Below are 16,906 nucleotides of genomic sequence, written 5' to 3' on the forward strand. Positions count from 1 at the left end.
TTTTCTGTCATGCTATAGACTTTTCTCCTCCATAGCATGACATCTTTTACGAAACTCACAAATTCACCACAAACTCTTACTATACTTTTCTAAAATAAATTCTAAAAGGATGGAAGATGATTTACAAAACACAAACGAGCACTCCTCTTGAAACAGTCAAAGCAGAGATTCAGGACAAGGCAAAAGCATTAGGTTTTGGTGTATTGGGGTCTTATGATTTTCAAAAGATATTGAAAAGCAAGGGATTTGAACTTAAAACACCAATCACAGTGTATGAACTTTGCAATCCTCCTGCTGCAAACATGGCACTCAATGCCATTGCCGATATTTCCGTGTATCTTCCCTGCCGAATATCCATTTACGAACAAAACGGTAAAACGGTTCTGGCGACAATCGGCATAGAAGAGATGCTCAATGCAGTCGATGTAGACGAAGATTTTAAACAGCATATGAGCGAAATTTTCAATAACTTGCGTACTCTTATGAGTGCTTTTTAAAGGAAACAGTATGTTTGATCATGCAATGACAGGATGGGGGTTTACAATGGGTTTAGGATGGATTATACCGTTGCTTTTAATTTTTGCGCTTTTTTATTTTATCAACAACAATAACAACACTGACAGAGAATCGGCACGAGATATTTTAGACAGAAAGTATGCAAACGGCGAAATAGACGAAGAAGAGTACAAACGAAAAAAAGAACTGCTGAAACACTGATTTGGAGGTGTATTATGAGTGAAAAGAAAACAGAAGAAAACACAGAAGAAGAAAATATATACTGTATTGATGATTCCTGTGAAATAGGCAATGTATTTTATACCTGTCCTATGCATCCGGAGATTCACCAGGACCATCCCGGAAACTGTCCAAAATGCGGCATGACCCTTGAAAAAGAGGTTGAGGCACTGCCGACGATTAAGACACAGTACACCTGTCCCATGCATCCCGAAATCATCCGTGATGAACCGGGAAACTGCCCTATATGCGGTATGCATCTTGAACCTGTCACCGTACAGGCCGAAGAGAAAAACGAAGAACTTGACGATATGAGCCGCCGCTTTTTGATAAGCACCGTTTTGTCAATTCCTTTGTTTGCCCTGGCAATGGTTCATGACATTACTCCGCAGTATATTCCCTCCTGGCTGAGTGCGCAATTAGTACAGTGGATTGAATTTGTTCTGGCAACGCCTGTTGTACTTTGGGGTGGCTGGCCTTTTTATGTCAAAGGCTACCAGTCGGTAAAAACATGGAACCTCAATATGTTTACACTCATTTCCATGGGTGTGGGAGCCGCCTATCTTTACAGTATCGTGGCTCTTTTCTTTCCTGAAATTTTTCCGCCTTTAATGCACACAAAAGAAGGTGTTGTCCCTGTTTACTTTGAAGCAGCAGCCGTCATTACCACCCTTGTTCTTTTAGGACAGGTGCTGGAACTGCGGGCAAGAAGCAAAACAAACACAGCCATCAAAACACTTCTGAATCTTGCGCCAAAAAAAGCGCATAGAATTATAGATGAAGAAGGAAATGAAGAGGAAGTAAATCTCGAACTTGTACATGTAGGTGACAAACTAAGAGTAAAACCGGGAGAAAAAATTCCTGTTGACGGCATTGTTATCGAAGGACAAAGCAATATTGACGAGTCTATGATTACAGGAGAACCTGTTCTTGTGCAAAAAACAGTAGGCGATACACTCATAGGGGCTACCATCAATAAAAACGGCACCTTGGTTATGCAGGCGACAAAAGTAGGCTCGGATACGATGCTTGCACAGATTGTCCAGATGGTAGCACAGGCCCAGCGCTCCCGTGCACCGATCCAACAGCTTGCCGACACAGTGTCAAGTTATTTTGTACCTGCAGTTGTCATTTCAGCGGTACTTGCTTTTACAGGCTGGTATATCTGGGGACCGTCTCCGCAACTGGCGTATGCCGTTGTCGCTGCCGTTTCTGTTTTAATTATTGCCTGCCCGTGTGCCCTCGGCCTTGCTACACCGATCTCAATTATGGTAGCAACCGGTCGTGCGGCACTCTCGGGTATACTGATTAAAGATGCAAAAACACTTGAAACGATGGAAAAAATAGACACTCTCGTAGTAGACAAAACAGGAACACTGACTCTTGGAAAACCAAAAGTGACCGATTTTCTCACTGCACCCGGCTATGATACGCAAGAGCTTATAAAATATGCTGCTTCACTTGAGCGTGCCAGTGAGCATCCTCTTGCACAGTCTGTTATAGACTATGCAAAAGAGTCAAATATTTCACTTATCAATGTAGACAATTTTGAAGCGGTGCCCGGCAAAGGAGTCATTGCCAAAATTGACGGTAAAAAAATAATTCTGGGCAGTGAAAAACTTCTGCAGGAACAGGGTATCTCCATCGAGGAGGTCCAGACAAAAGCAGATGCCATGCGCAATGATGCAAAAGGTATTATTTTTATGGCAATAGATGATAAATATTGTGCAATTATTGCGATAGAAGACCCTATAAAAGAGACTTCTGTTGAAGCTGTACACACCTTGGAAAAAGAGGGCATAACAGTTGTCATGCTCAGTGGAGACAATGAATTTACAGCCAATGCTGTTGCCAAAAAACTTGGCATTTCAAAAGTATATGCCAATGTCCTGCCAGACGGCAAGGCAGATGTTGTAAAAGAGCTCCAAAGTAATGGAGCACGCGTTGCTATGGCCGGTGACGGCATTAATGATGCTCCGGCACTGGCACAGGCAGATGTCGGAATTGCCATGGGAACAGGTACAGATGTGGCTATTGAGAGTGCGGGAGTCACTCTTATAAAAGGCGATCTGCTGGGTATTGTAAAAGTACTGCGGCTCTCTCGCGCCACAATGCAAAACATCAGACAAAATCTCTTTTTTGCTTTTGTGTACAACAGCGCCGGCGTCCCGATTGCGGCAGGTGTACTCTATCCGTTCTTTGGGATTGTACTCTCCCCTATTATTGCCGCAGCAGCTATGAGTTTCAGCTCTGTTTCTGTTATTGCAAACGCACTGCGTTTAAAAAATGTAAAACTGTAATCAGGAGGTATAATGAAAATTGTTTTACTGACGCTCAGCACTTTTGTACTCTTCATAAGTGCCTGCAGCGATGAGAAAAAAGTTGCCAAATCTTCGGCGCCGGGGATGAAATGCGGCTCCGGAAAATGCGGCGCAAATATGTTTGACGGCAGTGCAGCACTTGTCAAAAAAAAGAAAAATATTTTAGCACAGATGAGACAGGATGATCCGCGTCAAAACTGTGTAAAAAATGCAAAAAGTACAAAAAAAATGTATGATTGTGTAAGAGATCCCAAAACACACATTATGACACTCAAATGCGGAGAAGGCAAATGCGGTGCAGCCATGCCGGCACCCACAATGAAATGCGGTGCAGGGAAATGCGGCGGTTCCATGAAATAGTTCTTAGTCGAGAACTATTTTCTCTTTAAAAGAAACAATATGCGCATCCAGATGCAGTTTTTTATTTAGCATTTTCTTAAAAGCTTTTTGACTCTTGAGTTCTCCATGTACCAAGAAGACTTTTTTCAAATCTTGCATACTCGAGATCCACTCTAAGATTCCGTCTCTGTCCGCATGGGCAGAAAAACCGTTAATTGTATGAATAGATGCCTTGACAACAATATCTTCTCCCAAAACATTGATCCATTTTGCTCCCTCGACGATTTCACGTCCCAAGGTTCCCTCAGCCTGAAATCCTACAAAAATCACGGCATTGCGTTTATCCCAGATTCTGTGTTTAAAATGGTGTGTAATGCGTCCGCCGTTGCACATTCCTGCTCCTGCAATGATGATAGCACGGCTTCTTATATCATTTATGCTTTTTGAGGCTTCAGGTGTTTCGGTATAGACAAGCGAATCAAAATTAAAAACTGTTCCGTCTTCTTGCACATTTGCCTGACATTTGTTTGTCAATTCATTCACATATTTTCGATATACGGCTGTTGCCCGCGTTGCCATGGGAGAATCCAAAAACACTTTACATTTTGGCAACTCTCCGCTCTCATGCATCTCTCTTAAAATACACAGCAACTCCTGCGTACGTTCCACCGCAAATGACGGTATCAGCACATTTCCACGGTTATTGAGCGTTTTTACAACAACCTTTTTAAACTCTTTGATTGTTGCATCAATTGGCTGATGGTCTCTGTCTCCATAGGTTGTTTCAACATACAGACTTTGTGTTTTGTCACATTTGTTTAAATTTGGCATGACAAGGCCGTTATCATTTCCGATGTCACCTGAAAATACAATAGTATGCGAATCACTCTTGTCCATATAAGAGAGTTCGATAAAAGCGGAACCTAAGATATGCCCTGCATTACGGTAGACAAAACTCACACCTTCGCATAAATCATAATATTTGTCATATTCAGGATTGACCCACTCTATACTTTGAAATGTTTTTTCCACATCTAAAGGCTGGTAGAGTGGTTTTGAAAGTTTTTTTTCTCTTCCTTTGCGCAGTGCTTTTCTGTACTTTGTTTGAAAATCTTCACTCATTATTTTCGCACTGTCCATCAAAATAATCTCTGCCAAATCCATTGTGGCGGCAGTAGCATATATTTTTCCCTTAAAACCCTCTTTGACCAGTTTGGGAATCCGTCCGATATGATCAAGATGGGCATGTGTCACCAAAAGATAATCTATACTCGAGGGTTCAAAATAAAAGGCCTCTTCGTTTTTCTCTTCATCTTCGCCCTGAAACATCCCGCAGTCTATCATGATTTTCACGCCATCAATTTTAAGGACATGACACGAACCTGTCACCTCTTTTGTTGCACCGTACGATCTCACTGTTGCCATCACAAATCCTTTACATGTAATCTACATGTAACGATTATACGCCAATATTTCTTAAAAATCTGCCAAACTACTTTCTTGGTATAAATTCAAGGACACTTGCATTGATACAAAACCGTTTACGTCCATCGGGCAAAGGAAAAACATGCCCCAAATGTATACCGCTTTTTTTTGCAATAATTTCAATCCTCTGCATACCGAAACTGTTGTCCTCTTTTTGTATTGTCGCACCGTCAACCGCCTTGTAAAAACTGAGCCATCCGGTTCCTGAATTAAACCTGTCACGTGTGTCAAACAGCACTTCACCGCTGAGTTTGTCTACAAATACACCCTCAGACGTATGTTTAAATATATCATACTGTTTGCAAAAGCGGTTGTCCGTGCCTTGATTAAACGCTACCTTGTAACTCTCGGAATTTTTACCCAGTTTAAAATCACCCAGGGCTTTATAAAATTCTTTTTCATTCATAAAACCGACATGACCGGCTATTTCTTTTCCATCTTCTATAAAAAGTACAGTAGGCGTTGCATAAAGTTTTGTTTGTATTGCAAAGCCCTTCAAATCACTTGCCAGAACTGTCCGCATCGGCACTTTCCCTTTATAGTTTTTTGCCACCTCTGCATCAAATTTTTCACAATAGGGACAAAAATTAGAACTTTTGATGACCAAAATCTCTTTGCCGCCCAAAGGTGTTACAAAATCATCTTTTGCTTGTTCTTTTTGAAACTTGACACCGGTGGCATGATTTGGACAGTAGCCGTTGGGATGTTTTTGCAGATAATCCTGATGGTAGGCCTCTGCCGTATAAAAATGCTTCAACGGTTTTATTTCTGTCTGTATTGTACCAAAGCCCTTTTGTCTTAAAAGCTTTTGATACACCTTTTCTGTCTCGTGAGCAATTTTTTCCTGTCTGGGTATTGTGTAAAAAATGGCGCTTCTGTAATTGTTTCCGATGTCATTACCCTGCCCGTTTGCCTGTGTCGGATCATGCAGTTCCCAAAAAGACTGTATCAGTGTTTTTGCATCTGTTTTAGAATTGTCATAAACGACTTTGACCGATTCGGTGTAGTTGATGATCTTTTTGCCGTCTTTGTTGTAACGGTTTTTCAGTACCTTTTCATAGATCGGGTTTGCATAGTTCCCGCCTGCATAACCGGACTCGGCACTGACAACCCCCTGCATATGTTCAAAATGTTTCTCAACACCCCAAAAACATCCTGCCGCAAATACTATTGAGACTATCATGACTTTTCCTTCTTTAATTGTTCTTTGATAACATCCGCCACCCGAAATGCGTTTGCATAAATCGTCCATGTGTAGGGAACACTCCCGCCTGTCGGCATAAAAGAGGCATCTGAGACATAGAGATTTGCCAAATCATGGGCTTTGCAGTTTTTATCCAGTACCGATGTTTTGACATCTTCGCCAAACCTGCATCCGCCCGCGACAAGATTTGGAGGCGGTGCAGAAGAGATGGAGTAATCAATCTCCTCACACCCAAGCTTTTGCAACACTTTCACTGCTTTTTGTGCCAAATATTCTCCTACTTCCAGGTCATGCGGATGTCCGTAGAGATTTATAACCCCGACAGGTACACCGTATTTGTCCCTGACTGTATCATCCACACTCACAAAGCATTTATCCGTAGGCAGCCAGTCGTTAAAGACTTCAAAGGTCAGTACTCTTGAGCGTGTTATGCGTTTTTTAATTTTCTTGGCAAGGGCATCACCCCACAAGAGATTTCCGTTTTCATCATAAACTTCCCGCATCACACGGGAAATAATATTTTGATGCTCAAACAAAAAGTCAATCGTTCCGCCTTTTTGCATCTTTGCATTCATTTCAAAATCATACCAGTCCTGCAAAGAACGGTTGAAAAAGACACCGACTTCCATCAGCTCTTTTTGCTGCTGCGGTGTCAGTTTTTCAAAGACAAAGCGTCCGCTGCCGCTGCCGCCTGCAGAAAAAATAAGATTTTTCCCGACTTCGCCGCTGGAGTTTGCCAAACCATTTGGAAAATGCTCGTTTTTAGAATTGAGCAAGAGTCTTGAGGTCTCGATCGCCTGTGCCGCTACAACAAAAATTTTTGCCTGCACAGAGTGTCTGATACCGCGTTTTGTGTAGTAGTACGCCCGTGTCACTTTTTTATCATTGCTTTGAAGTTTGTACACAAAAGCATCTGTAATGATTTTTGCCTTGCATTTTTGCAGCAAAGCGGCACGACCGCTTCCCTTTGCTCCGCTTGCACAGCCGTAACTGCCGCAAAAATTGGAATAGTAACAGGCATTGCGTCCAAGTGCATTTTGGGACAAGATGGCACGCGGTGTCGGTATCGGGGTATAATGAAGCTCTTTACATGTAAGGTCAAACCATTTTGTTACACCGTTTGTCTGCAACTCAGGGTAAGGCAGATCTGCACTTGAGCGCGGTTCAAGATGTTTGTGTTTGACAATTTTCCCGCTCACACCCACAACTTTTTCAACCTTGTCATAATACGGTTCCAAATCTTCATAGCTGATCGCCCAGTCAACAATATTTGCCCCTTTGATCTCGCCGTATATGCTCTTGAGTTTAAAATCATTTGGCTTGAGTCTGTGAAAATATCCGCTCATCAGGTTTGAGGAACCGCCCACCATGGAGCCGTTCCAAAAATTCCAGCCCGATGCTTCCCCGTCATAACGGGTAAAACTACCGTCTGCGTTATACTCATTTATAATATGTTTTTGTTCACTCAGCGGCGGAGTAAACATATCACGTCGTGTGACGGCTATTTCATCTTTGTTAAAATCACGCTCTATATAGTTTTCGCCTTTTTCCAAAACGACAACACTGAACCCGGCATTGGCAAGTTCATAGGCGATTGGTGAGCCGCCTGCTCCGCTGCCGATTATACATACATCAACCATTATATCTCGGCCATTACATGTAAGCCTTTTGCGGTCTGGGTTGTCCGCCTTTGAAATTGAGCCATTGCCAACCGGCTTCTTTGTTGTTTCCGCCATATACAGGGTCACCGAGCATTGCTTCAAACATAGAGTTCATCACATCATAAACAAAACTCTCTCCCCACTCTGTTTGTGTTATATTCTCAAGAATACTTTGCCTTTGCATTGGTGAAAGCTTTGTATACTCTTGTCTATAGCTTTGAATGGCTTCTTCATTCAGCCATTTCACACCGTTTTTTAAGAAAGTTTTATCCGCATCGCTTATGCGGCTGTGATGAAATATTTTTTGCATGTACGGAGCAGTTTGTATCCCTAAATGCTGTGCCTGAGGGAACAGGTCTTTGTGTAAAAGGGTGAAGGTTTGCAAGGGTGTTGTCACGCCAAAAAGGGTGCATCCGTCCATTAAAAAAACAGCACCGGAAAGAAAACTTGCCTGTAAAAATTTTCTACGAGAAAAGGTCATCAAAAAAAGAACCTTTCTTTTTTGGTTTATAAGAGGATGTCCGTTCATCCACAAAATCAGGATCCCCTTTTTCAAGCATCTCTTTTGAAGGTTTTTGTATATGTTTTTTAGGCTTTTTCTCTTTCACAAAAGTTTGTGTAACTGTACCTGCGGTACTGTGAGGAATACACATCACAGCCTCCTTCTTTTTAATTATTACAACTATTATACTCAAAAAGTGTGTAATAATTGTGTAACACCTTTTTAGTTTATCAGCATTTCTTCAAAATAACGTTCAACATCCATGTATGTTTTTCCACTGTTGTCTCTGAAAATAAGATTCTCTTTTTCAAGTTGTTTTATATGGTGTAAGCCCATCACAGCGAGCAGGTTTCGTATTCCAAAAAGCAGCTGTTCATGATATGATGCAATGTTTCTTGCTTTTTTCTCTATCAAGAAAGAGGCTCTTTTTTTCTTGTCCTGTGTTGCCAGACCGACAGGACAGGCACGACCGTGTGCCCCTGAACACTCCCGTGCTCGGATACATCCGGCACTCATCATAAAAGCTCTTGCTATGGCTACATAGTCCGCGCCCAAACCGAACAGGACAACAGCATCATCAGGTGTCAGTACTTTTTCGCTTGCAATGAGTTTGACTTTTTGTCGTGCGCCTACTCTTCTTAACTCGCTATCTGCTATATAAAGTGCCTTTGCAATATTCATGCCGACACTCATCATCATCTCCAGTGGTGCAGCACCGCTTCCTCCGTCTCCGCCGTCTATGGTAATAAAATCAGGATAGGCATTTGAACCGGCAGCAAGGCGCTGTTGGATAAGATTTGCATACTCTGTAAAATTCTCCTGGGATGAAATCACAAGCTTGATGCCTACCGGTTTTTCAGACAAGGCTTTGAGCCTGCCCGTAAAATCAAAAAGCTCTTCTATGCTGTGTGCAAAAGGAAACTGATTTGGACTGAAAAGATTTTTGTGTGCTTCTACCCCGCGATAATAGGCGATCTCTTCGCTTACCTTGGATGCAAGCAGTTTCCCTCCGGTCTGCTTTGCTCCCTGTGCCATTTTAATCTCTGTCATTTTACAAAAACGCATTGTCTTTTGGTAGCGTTCCTCACAGAAATTTCCTTCTTTGTCCCGCACACCGTAGAGTCCGCTTCCCATCTGAAAAATAATATCAGGCATATCATCAGGCACCTGTGAAGGAAAAGTGCTCATAGGAGCATCCCAGTTAACCCGGTAAAAAACCAATTCCGTTTTATCAAAAAGATAACTGTCAGGAGCAGGAGTTGTCACAACCATATGTTTGTATACCTTTTGTGCAGTGGCCGGGTTGATGAAAAATTTTACAACTCTATACACATTTTTTGCAAAGAAAGTTCCCTCTTGGATTTGAAAAAACTGACACTCTCTTGTATATTTATGGGTATAAAAAAAGTTTGAAGTCAGACTGCCTTCTCCTGTATTGATAGGAAATTTTCCAAGATAAGCCCCTTTGGTAAAAGCACGTGTTCCCTCAGGAGAGATAGCCCCGTCACTCATGGCACTCCGCCCGAGAACAGATCTTGTTGTAAAAGGCTTGGGAGAATCTTCTCCAAAAGTTGCAGAAAAATCATCGCTCACATCTTCTGTATTAAGCACACAGTTGGCATTTTTAATGCCCAGTCTTGCAGTTTTTTGCGGTTGTCCGGGAGAAAAAGAGGCATAGGCGGATTTTCGTTCAGCCGAGTCATATACCCATTTGACCTTGTCAAACGATTCATAAAATTTTTCATCACCAAAATATTGACGCATCGGGTCACGCAGTGCATAAAACAGATACCGCAAACGACCGATTAACGGATAGTTAATCAGCAGCTGGTTTTCCCGTTGAATATACCTGTCATAAATAAATAAAACTATAGAAGTTACAATAAAAAGAATAGTTATTGCCTTAAATAGAAACATCAATATTGGGAATTGGATTTCTCCTATTTCATGAGTAAATCTGAATAATGCTTCCATTGTTTAATTTTTTTCTCCAAAAACAAGTCTGTCCAATGAAAATTTTCCTGCACCAAAAGATAAGAAAATAAATAAAAATGCCATATAATAGAGTGGAATTTCAAAACCGTTATCACCTGCTGCAAAGCCGTTATGCAGATGGACAGTGACTATGGCCACAATCATTATGATAATCAAAGGAATAGAAATGAGTCTCGTAAAAAATCCTAATGTCAACAACACAACCCCTGTTATTTCTGTACTGGCGGCCATGTAGGCATTCAGTGTCGGAAACGGAATACCCATTGAGCCAAACCACTCTGCAACAGACTTCATATCATTCCATTTCATCATTGCCGGTTCATAAAAACCGTATGCTACCAAGAGTCTTGCAAAAAGCAGACTTAACGGCTGCAGATATTCTCCTAAACGTGAAAACTCAAGATATACCTTTTTCAAATTCATAACAAACTCCTTAAGTTGTATGAAAAATTTTACTGCTTTTGTGTGTAATAAGTGTGTATAATCAGGAAAATTTAATGTTTTTTGGAAGAGAGCGTGTTTTTATGCAAGAGCGTATACGATAATATTCATATAACAGAGGAGGCCTCTGTTATAAAATGCCCGCTAGTTAGCGCCGCACTTTCCTTTGCCGCACTTCATACCGCCTTTTTTCTTTTCCTGCATCTCTTTCTTTTCTTTCATCTCTTTCATGGCAGCACCGCATTTCATGCCCGCTTTTTTCATACCGGCACCGCATTTGGAATCACCCTCTTTTTTCATTGGCTTGTCCATTGAAGATCCGCATTTTCCTGCACCGCATTTCATATCGCCTGCACTGAGTGAAACTGCACCGAGTCCTGTAAAAAGAGCCGCGCCCAAAAGTAAAGCTGTAAGATTTAACCTGTTCATATTGTTATCCTTTGATATTTTAAGTTAGAACAATTGTAGCATAAAATATATTACAATTATTACATTAAAAAATTATACATTTTAAATGTGTAGTATCTGTGTAGTGATTATTTAGTGTATAATTTTATAAAAAAAGGCATTCGCTGTGATTTCAGAAAAACAGACACTCAAAGAAGCATTCAAAATATTTTACAAAGAGCATCCAGGCAAGAGTTTTGAAGATTTGCTGGAAAAATTTGCAATCTTCGGCGGTGTAGGATGGGGCGAGATAGATACATCAAAGCCTTCCTATGAGCTTATAGAGAAACTCATACTCAAAGACTATCACTACATTCGCAATGATATCAGTGAGATTACGGGCGGAGCCCCGCTGTATCATGCACTTTTGAGTGCCATTGCCATGGGTGACGGCAAAACACATGCAAGCTACAAGCGGGCAAAACTTGAAAAAGAAGTCGGAGACAAAGCAGTAGAGGAGCTTGCAGCAAGAGGGATTATACGTGTCCAAAAGCCCAAAAAAGAGTTTACCTCCTGGGAAAATGATGAAAAACTTGACAACAAACTCTACTTTACAACACCATTTTTACGTTTTTGGTTTGCATTCGTCTCTCCGCTTTTTAAAGGCATTCGTGACGGTGACTACAGCGAAGTAAAAAAACGCTGGCAAAACAGAGAAGCGGAGTTTGCCAATCTGATTTTTACCCAGCTCTCCCATGAGCTTCTCAAAGATATTTTTGCAAAAGAGGACCCTGTTGAAGAGATTTCAGGCTACTGGGATAAAGAAGCAGAGTTTGACATCTTTGCCAAAACAGAATCAGGCAAGACAGTTGTCGGCAGTACAAAATATACAAATACAAAAATCAAAAAGAGTGAACTTACTCGCCTGCAGGAGCTTGCAAAAAAAGCAGGCATTCATGCAGATATATTTGTCATTGTCTCAAAAAAGGGTTTTTCCAGTGAACTTAAAGCTTTGAAAGGACAAAATCTGCGTCTGTTAACACTGAAAAACTTTGCCAGACTGGTAGAATAGTCATGGCCAAGAAAGTATTGCTGCTGCATGGCTGGGGAGGAAGCGATTATCCGCACTGGCAAAGCTGGCTTGCGGGAGAGACTGCCAAAGAATACGGCTGTGTCAATTTTTTAAAGTTTTCAAATTTTGATACGCCAAAACTTGCTGTCTGGATGCAGGAGCTTGAATCTGCTCTTGCAGATTTCAAACCAGATATCGTCATCTGCCACTCGCTCGCAAATACCTTATGGTTTCATCTATGCAATACAAAAAAAATACCCGAAATAGAGAAATTGTACCTTGTCGCACCGCCGAGTCTTACATGTAAGATAAAAGAACTTGAGGAATTTTTTCCAGTATCGGCACCGGCTCAGCTGTTTGCAAAAGAGACCCTGCTTATTGCCTCTACAAATGACCCTTATATGAGTCTGGATGAAGCAAAAGAATTGCAGAAAACTTTACATGTAAAGATAAAAATACTCAACAATGCAGGGCATATCAATACAGACAGCGGATATGGAAAATGGGAATGGATGCGCAAAGAGCTGCAAACTGTTTTATAGCTCTCTTACGCGTAAATATCCAACGACTTTGACTGAGAAACACTCGGTTTTACTTCACTCTTCAACGATGTCTCCAAGACCTGTGCTTTTTTTAAAGTTTCATTGCTCGCCTTGAGTAATGAGGATGTATCACTTTGTGATGAAGAGGAATCTTTGAGTGAACTCGGATCCAGTCTTCCAATCTGAACAGGACTCGGATAAGGTGACTGGAATGTATACTGCGCAATATTCATATCGTCCTCCTTAAGCTGTTTTTCCCAATTATAGCACAAAGCATGTAAAAATTTAATAGACAAGAGTGTAAAATACCTTTATGATTCAATTAACAAATATTTCAAAATCTTTTACCACCCAAGAACTTTTTTCAAACCTCAGCCTCAAACTCAACTCCGGCAACCGTCTCGGGCTTGTAGGACGTAACGGCAGTGGGAAATCGACCCTTTTTAAAATAATTACCGGTGAGGAAGAAGCCGATGAGGGTGAGATTCTCCTGCCAAAAAACTATCGTATCGGCATACTCAAACAACACTTGAGTTTCAGTGAAAAAACACTGGGAGAAGAAGCGGCACTCGCTCTTGGCGAAGAGATGCAGTATGATACCTACAGAGTGGAAAAAATCCTTTTCGGACTGGGATTTAGTGCGGATGATTTGAACAAAGACCCGCTCTCTTTCTCTGGCGGTTACCAGATACGCATCAACCTCGCAAAACTTTTGGTCACTGAGCCAAATTTACTGCTTCTGGACGAACCGACAAACTATCTCGATATTGTCTCGCTGCGCTGGTTGCAGACATTTTTAAGAAGTTTTGAGGGAGAAGTTATCCTTATTACCCATGACAGAAATTTCATGGACGGAGTATGCACACATACCGCAGGCATTGTACGAAAAAACATTAGACTTGTCGAGGGAAATACACACAAGTTTTATGCCCAGCTTGCAAGCGATGACGAACTGCACCAGAAACAAAAGCTCTCTCAGGACAGAAAAGTAAAAGAGCTTGAAGAGTTCATCGCCAAAAACAAAGCACGTGCCTCTACGGCCTCGCTTGCACAGTCCAAAGTAAAACAGCTGCAAAAGATGGACAGGCTTGAAGATTTAAACACGGATGCCTCGCTTGCGTTTCGATTTCATTACAAAGATACGCCTGCCAAAGTATTGCTTGATGTCAAAAATTTAAGCTTTGGCTACACAGCAGATAAAATACTTTTTAAAGATATCAGCTTCACACTTGCAAAAGGCGAAACCCTGGGCATCATCGGAAAAAACGGCAAAGGGAAATCAACCCTTTTAAACACCATTGCAGGGGAACTCAAACAAAACAGCGGGGAGATTATCTGCAACGCCGCAACTGAAGCTGCCCACTTTGGACAGACAAACATTGCCCATTTAAACCCTGACAATACCGTCATGGATGAAATTTACAATGCCAATACCAAACTCAGTGAAGCAAAAGTCAGAAGTATCTGCGGGGCGATGCTCTTTAGCGGTGAACACGCCGAGAAAAAAATCTCCCTGCTTTCAGGCGGAGAAAAAAGCCGCGTAATGCTGGGACAGATAATTGCCAAAGATGTCAATCTCCTGCTTTTGGATGAACCGACAAACCACCTTGATATGCAAAGTATTGAAGCCCTTACAAATGCCATCAATGCGTTTGAAGGCTCAAGCATCATTGTGACCCACTCCGAAGAGTTACTGCGCCGTGTATGTGACCGACTCATCATCTTTGCAAAAGATGGCGCTGAATATTTTGACGGCGGGTACGACGACTTTTTAGAAAAAATCGGCTGGGATGAGGAAGAGCAGGAAGAAAAAACGAAAACAGTACCAAAATCAAATCACAAAGAAAACAAAAAACTGCGTGCCGAACTTATACGGGAGCGGAACAAACTTGCTTCCCCGCTCAAGAAAAAAGTCGAAAATCTCGAAAACACAATAATGGAACTTGAAGATACACTTACATGTAAACATGAAGAGCTTATAGAAGCATCCAATGCAGGTGACAGCGCCACGCTCATGGAACTTTCAAAAACTGTTTCGGAGATGGAAAAGCAGGTAGAAGAGATGTTTGAAAAACTTGAAGAAGAACAAACCAAACTTGATACAATTTTAGAAGAGTATACTTTAAAGATAGAAGAAGTAAGCTAAAGCACCCAGACGCTGAATTTTCTGTTTTTGATTTTTCCGTTTTTGAGTTTTTTATGGGCTTCGTCTATCAAAGAATTTTCAATTGCCACATAACTTTGTCTGTCGTACAAATCAATTTTACCGATGCTTTTTCCCTGCAGTCCGGCATCACCTGTTAAGGCTCCGAGTATATCACCGGCACGGATTTTATCCTTTTTGCCGCCTTCTATGACCAAAGTCACGAACTCTGGTTTCATTTCAAAACCCTGCTCTTTTTTAAGCACAGAGACATCTAAAAATTGATGTTTTTCATCATTTTCATATGGTTCAAGCTTTTGTGCCTCATACTCGTTATACAACGTAATTGCAATGCCCTCTGCCCCTGCCCTTGCGGTACGTCCTATACGGTGCGTATATGTTTCTTGAGTATGGGGCAGGTCGTAATTGACAACCATGCTTAGCTCTTTTATGTCAAGCCCGCGGGCTGCCACATCAGTTGCCACCAAAACGGGACAGGATTTGTTGGCAAACTGTACCAGCACGTCATTTCTTTCATACTGTTCCAAATCGCCGTGAATTGCCAGTGCGTCTATTTTGTTCCGCACCAAAGACTCTGCAAGCTCTTTTGCTTCAACTTTTGTATTTGTAAAGACGATTACATTTTGCGGTTTATAGGTAGAAAATATACGAATGAGTGTTTCTGTTTTATGCTCTGTTTGATAAAACTCCTGCTTTATTTTATTTTCTACTTCCTGTGCTGTTGTCTTTACATGTAAAGCATTGCTTTGAAGTTTTTTGCTGATTGCTAAAATTTCATCATCATAAGTGGCGGAAAAAAGCAGCGTCTGTCTTTGCTTGGGCACAAAAGAAAGCACAGCATCTATCTCTTCTATAAACCCCATATCAAGCATTCTGTCTGCTTCATCAAAAACAAGAGTCTTGAGATTGCTCAGATCCAGACTCTCTTTTTGCAAGTGCTTTAAAACACGCCCGGGTGTTCCCACGACAACATGTGCCTGATGTGCCAAAGAGCCAAGCTGTCTGCCAAAAGACTCTCCGCCTGTGAGCATCAAAATTTTAATATTATGCTGAAACCGTGCAAGACGGCGCAGCTCTTTGGCAACCTGATCGGCAAGTTCACGGGTCGGGCACAATACCAAAGACTGCACACGAAACTTTTTCACATCCAGATGATGCAACAGTCCTATACCAAAAGCAGCTGTTTTCCCGCTGCCTGTTTTAGCCTGTGCAATAACATCACGTCCTTCCAATACAGCAGGAAGTGCCTGAGCCTGAATGGCAGTCATCTGTGTGTAACCGAGTGATTCTATAGTCTGAAGCATTTTTGGAGAAAGCGGAAGTGTAGTAAAGTTCATTGAGTAGTTTCTTTTTTGTAATTATAGCTAAAATGTCAATTTATAGCCAACACCGTACTCCGTTTTAAGATACTGGGCTTTTGTTCCGGTATCGCCTATTTTTTTACGAATATTTTTTATATGGTTATCCAAAGAACGGTGCGAACTGATAGAGGAGAGGGCATTGACAAGTTTTTCCCTCTGCATAACACTGTTTTTGTTTTTGATAAGCAAGGAGAGGAGTTCAAACTCAATAGTCGTCAGATCAAGCTGTTTTTGTTGAAAATAGACATGATTGTTTTTTATTTCAAAGATTTTTTTTTCGTCTTCTGTTTTAATCGCACTGTTTTTTCCAAGCTGTAGCCATATTCTAGCCTCAAGTTCTTCAAGATCCAAAGGTTTTGTCATATAGTCACTCGCTCCGTATCTAAAAGCCAAAAGTTTTTTCTGTGTATCACTGTAGGCACTTGTCACGATAATCGGCACAGAAGAGTGATTTTTAAGACTTTTCAAGACTTCAAACCCGTCAAAATCAGGCAGATTTATATCAAGCAATACAAGATCAAACGGCTCATTTTTTACTTTTGCCACACCATCAGTCGCCGTAAATACAGCCTCAACAAAAAACCCGCAGTCACTCAAATATTCGAAAATAAGTTCCGAAGAGAGTTCATCATCTTCTACAAGTAATATTTTGCCCTTTTGCATGCGTTATCCCAGTTAAATACAGATTTAACAGATT

At 41.3% G+C, this 16,906-nt stretch carries 18 protein-coding genes; 7 read left to right on the forward strand and 11 right to left on the reverse strand.

Translation table 11 applies throughout. From position 1 onward, the window contains the following. Positions 1-116: 116 nt before the first annotated feature. The 4 genes from MLC52_RS11665 to MLC52_RS11680 are packed head-to-tail and all read left to right on the forward strand — an operon-like array spanning position 117 to position 3,416. Complete coding sequence (locus tag MLC52_RS11665; protein ID WP_434580572.1) at positions 117-497, forward strand: DUF302 domain-containing protein; 381 nt, start codon at positions 117-119, stop codon at positions 495-497. 10 nt (positions 498-507) lie between these two features. After that, positions 508-717 carry an SHOCT domain-containing protein gene (locus MLC52_RS11670; protein WP_151899338.1) on the forward strand — a complete coding sequence of 70 codons (210 nt, stop codon included), beginning with the start codon at positions 508-510 and terminating at the stop codon, positions 715-717. Between the two features lie 14 nt (positions 718-731). Beyond that, the gene (locus MLC52_RS11675; RefSeq protein WP_346389794.1) at positions 732-3,035 is read left to right on the forward strand and encodes a copper-transporting P-type ATPase; all 2,304 of its coding nucleotides are present in this window, start codon (positions 732-734) and stop codon (positions 3,033-3,035) included. 12 nt (positions 3,036-3,047) lie between these two features. Then, positions 3,048-3,416, forward strand: a complete 369-nt coding sequence (locus MLC52_RS11680) for an HvfA family oxazolone/thioamide-modified RiPP metallophore (protein WP_151899337.1) — start codon at positions 3,048-3,050, stop codon at positions 3,414-3,416. A gap of 3 nt (positions 3,417-3,419) precedes the next feature. Here MLC52_RS11680 and MLC52_RS11685 read toward each other — a convergent pair whose 3' ends face one another. The 8 genes from MLC52_RS11685 to MLC52_RS11720 form a co-directional block, all read right to left on the reverse strand. Then, complete coding sequence (locus MLC52_RS11685) at positions 3,420-4,820, reverse strand: MBL fold metallo-hydrolase RNA specificity domain-containing protein (protein ID WP_434580575.1); 1,401 nt, start codon at positions 4,818-4,820, stop codon at positions 3,420-3,422. 67 nt (positions 4,821-4,887) lie between these two features. Next, complete coding sequence (msrA, locus tag MLC52_RS11690) at positions 4,888-6,063, reverse strand: peptide-methionine (S)-S-oxide reductase MsrA (RefSeq protein ID WP_434580577.1); 1,176 nt, start codon at positions 6,061-6,063, stop codon at positions 4,888-4,890. Then, a complete protein-coding gene (locus MLC52_RS11695) occupies positions 6,060-7,724 on the reverse strand; it encodes a GMC family oxidoreductase (protein ID WP_434580579.1) in 1,665 nt (554 codons plus the stop codon). Before MLC52_RS11695 ends, msrA begins: the two co-directional genes overlap by 4 nt. Before the next feature lie 13 nt (positions 7,725-7,737). Then, entirely contained in the window at positions 7,738-8,226 is a 489-nt protein-coding gene (locus MLC52_RS11700; RefSeq protein WP_434580581.1) for a gluconate 2-dehydrogenase subunit 3 family protein, read from the reverse strand. Beyond that, entirely contained in the window at positions 8,210-8,398 is a 189-nt protein-coding gene (locus MLC52_RS11705) for a hypothetical protein (protein ID WP_151901463.1), read from the reverse strand. Before MLC52_RS11705 ends, MLC52_RS11700 begins: the two co-directional genes overlap by 17 nt. A gap of 71 nt (positions 8,399-8,469) precedes the next feature. Further along, positions 8,470-10,221: a glutamate synthase-related protein gene (locus MLC52_RS11710; protein ID WP_434580583.1), complete on the reverse strand. Its 1,752-nt coding sequence runs from the start codon at positions 10,219-10,221 to the stop codon at positions 8,470-8,472. 3 nt (positions 10,222-10,224) lie between these two features. After that, the gene (locus MLC52_RS11715) at positions 10,225-10,665 is read right to left on the reverse strand and encodes an HvfX family Cu-binding RiPP maturation protein (RefSeq protein WP_434580584.1); all 441 of its coding nucleotides are present in this window, start codon (positions 10,663-10,665) and stop codon (positions 10,225-10,227) included. A gap of 162 nt (positions 10,666-10,827) precedes the next feature. Next, a complete protein-coding gene (locus tag MLC52_RS11720) occupies positions 10,828-11,112 on the reverse strand; it encodes a hypothetical protein (RefSeq protein WP_151899331.1) in 285 nt (94 codons plus the stop codon). Between the two features lie 145 nt (positions 11,113-11,257). On the opposite strand from MLC52_RS11720, the gene MLC52_RS11725 reads away from it, so the two are divergent. Beyond that, positions 11,258-12,142 carry a DUF234 domain-containing protein gene (locus MLC52_RS11725; protein WP_151899330.1) on the forward strand — a complete coding sequence of 295 codons (885 nt, stop codon included), beginning with the start codon at positions 11,258-11,260 and terminating at the stop codon, positions 12,140-12,142. 2 nt (positions 12,143-12,144) lie between these two features. After that, entirely contained in the window at positions 12,145-12,684 is a 540-nt protein-coding gene (locus MLC52_RS11730) for an RBBP9/YdeN family alpha/beta hydrolase (protein WP_346389800.1), read from the forward strand. A gap of 5 nt (positions 12,685-12,689) precedes the next feature. Here the strand turns inward: MLC52_RS11730 and MLC52_RS11735 are convergent, their stop codons facing one another. After that, positions 12,690-12,917 carry a hypothetical protein gene (locus tag MLC52_RS11735; protein WP_346389801.1) on the reverse strand — a complete coding sequence of 76 codons (228 nt, stop codon included), beginning with the start codon at positions 12,915-12,917 and terminating at the stop codon, positions 12,690-12,692. An 80-nt stretch (positions 12,918-12,997) separates the two neighbouring features. Between MLC52_RS11735 and MLC52_RS11740 the strand changes: the two genes are divergently transcribed. Next, positions 12,998-14,830, forward strand: a complete 1,833-nt coding sequence (locus MLC52_RS11740) for an ABC-F family ATP-binding cassette domain-containing protein (protein ID WP_434580587.1) — start codon at positions 12,998-13,000, stop codon at positions 14,828-14,830. Here the strand turns inward: MLC52_RS11740 and dbpA are convergent. Beyond that, positions 14,827-16,185, reverse strand: a complete 1,359-nt coding sequence (gene dbpA / locus MLC52_RS11745; protein WP_434580589.1) for an ATP-dependent RNA helicase DbpA — start codon at positions 16,183-16,185, stop codon at positions 14,827-14,829. The genes MLC52_RS11740 and dbpA overlap by 4 nt on opposite strands. Before the next feature lie 27 nt (positions 16,186-16,212). Then, entirely contained in the window at positions 16,213-16,872 is a 660-nt protein-coding gene (locus tag MLC52_RS11750) for a response regulator transcription factor (protein ID WP_151899325.1), read from the reverse strand. Between the last annotated feature and the right edge of the window lie 34 nt (positions 16,873-16,906).

Source organism: Sulfurimonas sp. NW15 (assembly GCF_051132285.1).
Classification (GTDB): domain Bacteria; phylum Campylobacterota; class Campylobacteria; order Campylobacterales; family Sulfurimonadaceae; genus Sulfurimonas; species Sulfurimonas hydrogeniphila.

What these genes read in the sequence shown, in the direction of transcription:
- dbpA (WP_434580589.1), bottom strand. Translation starts at nt 16,185, where the DNA reads ATGAACTTTACTACACTTCCGCTTTCTCCAAAAATGCTTCAGACTATA.
- MLC52_RS11710 (WP_434580583.1), bottom strand. Translation starts at nt 10,221, where the DNA reads ATGGAAGCATTATTCAGATTTACTCATGAAATAGGAGAAATCCAATTC.
- MLC52_RS11735 (WP_346389801.1), bottom strand. Translation starts at nt 12,917, where the DNA reads ATGAATATTGCGCAGTATACATTCCAGTCACCTTATCCGAGTCCTGTT.
- MLC52_RS11675 (WP_346389794.1), top strand. Translation starts at nt 732, where the DNA reads ATGAGTGAAAAGAAAACAGAAGAAAACACAGAAGAAGAAAATATATAC.
- MLC52_RS11685 (WP_434580575.1), bottom strand. Translation starts at nt 4,820, where the DNA reads ATGGCAACAGTGAGATCGTACGGTGCAACAAAAGAGGTGACAGGTTCG.
- MLC52_RS11750 (WP_151899325.1), bottom strand. Translation starts at nt 16,872, where the DNA reads ATGCAAAAGGGCAAAATATTACTTGTAGAAGATGATGAACTCTCTTCG.
- MLC52_RS11665 (WP_434580572.1), top strand. Translation starts at nt 117, where the DNA reads ATGATTTACAAAACACAAACGAGCACTCCTCTTGAAACAGTCAAAGCA.
- MLC52_RS11700 (WP_434580581.1), bottom strand. Translation starts at nt 8,226, where the DNA reads ATGACCTTTTCTCGTAGAAAATTTTTACAGGCAAGTTTTCTTTCCGGT.
- MLC52_RS11705 (WP_151901463.1), bottom strand. Translation starts at nt 8,398, where the DNA reads ATGTGTATTCCTCACAGTACCGCAGGTACAGTTACACAAACTTTTGTG.
- MLC52_RS11670 (WP_151899338.1), top strand. Translation starts at nt 508, where the DNA reads ATGTTTGATCATGCAATGACAGGATGGGGGTTTACAATGGGTTTAGGA.
- MLC52_RS11740 (WP_434580587.1), top strand. Translation starts at nt 12,998, where the DNA reads ATGATTCAATTAACAAATATTTCAAAATCTTTTACCACCCAAGAACTT.
- MLC52_RS11695 (WP_434580579.1), bottom strand. Translation starts at nt 7,724, where the DNA reads ATGGTTGATGTATGTATAATCGGCAGCGGAGCAGGCGGCTCACCAATC.
- MLC52_RS11720 (WP_151899331.1), bottom strand. Translation starts at nt 11,112, where the DNA reads ATGAACAGGTTAAATCTTACAGCTTTACTTTTGGGCGCGGCTCTTTTT.
- MLC52_RS11680 (WP_151899337.1), top strand. Translation starts at nt 3,048, where the DNA reads ATGAAAATTGTTTTACTGACGCTCAGCACTTTTGTACTCTTCATAAGT.
- msrA (WP_434580577.1), bottom strand. Translation starts at nt 6,063, where the DNA reads ATGATAGTCTCAATAGTATTTGCGGCAGGATGTTTTTGGGGTGTTGAG.
- MLC52_RS11715 (WP_434580584.1), bottom strand. Translation starts at nt 10,665, where the DNA reads ATGAATTTGAAAAAGGTATATCTTGAGTTTTCACGTTTAGGAGAATAT.
- MLC52_RS11730 (WP_346389800.1), top strand. Translation starts at nt 12,145, where the DNA reads ATGGCCAAGAAAGTATTGCTGCTGCATGGCTGGGGAGGAAGCGATTAT.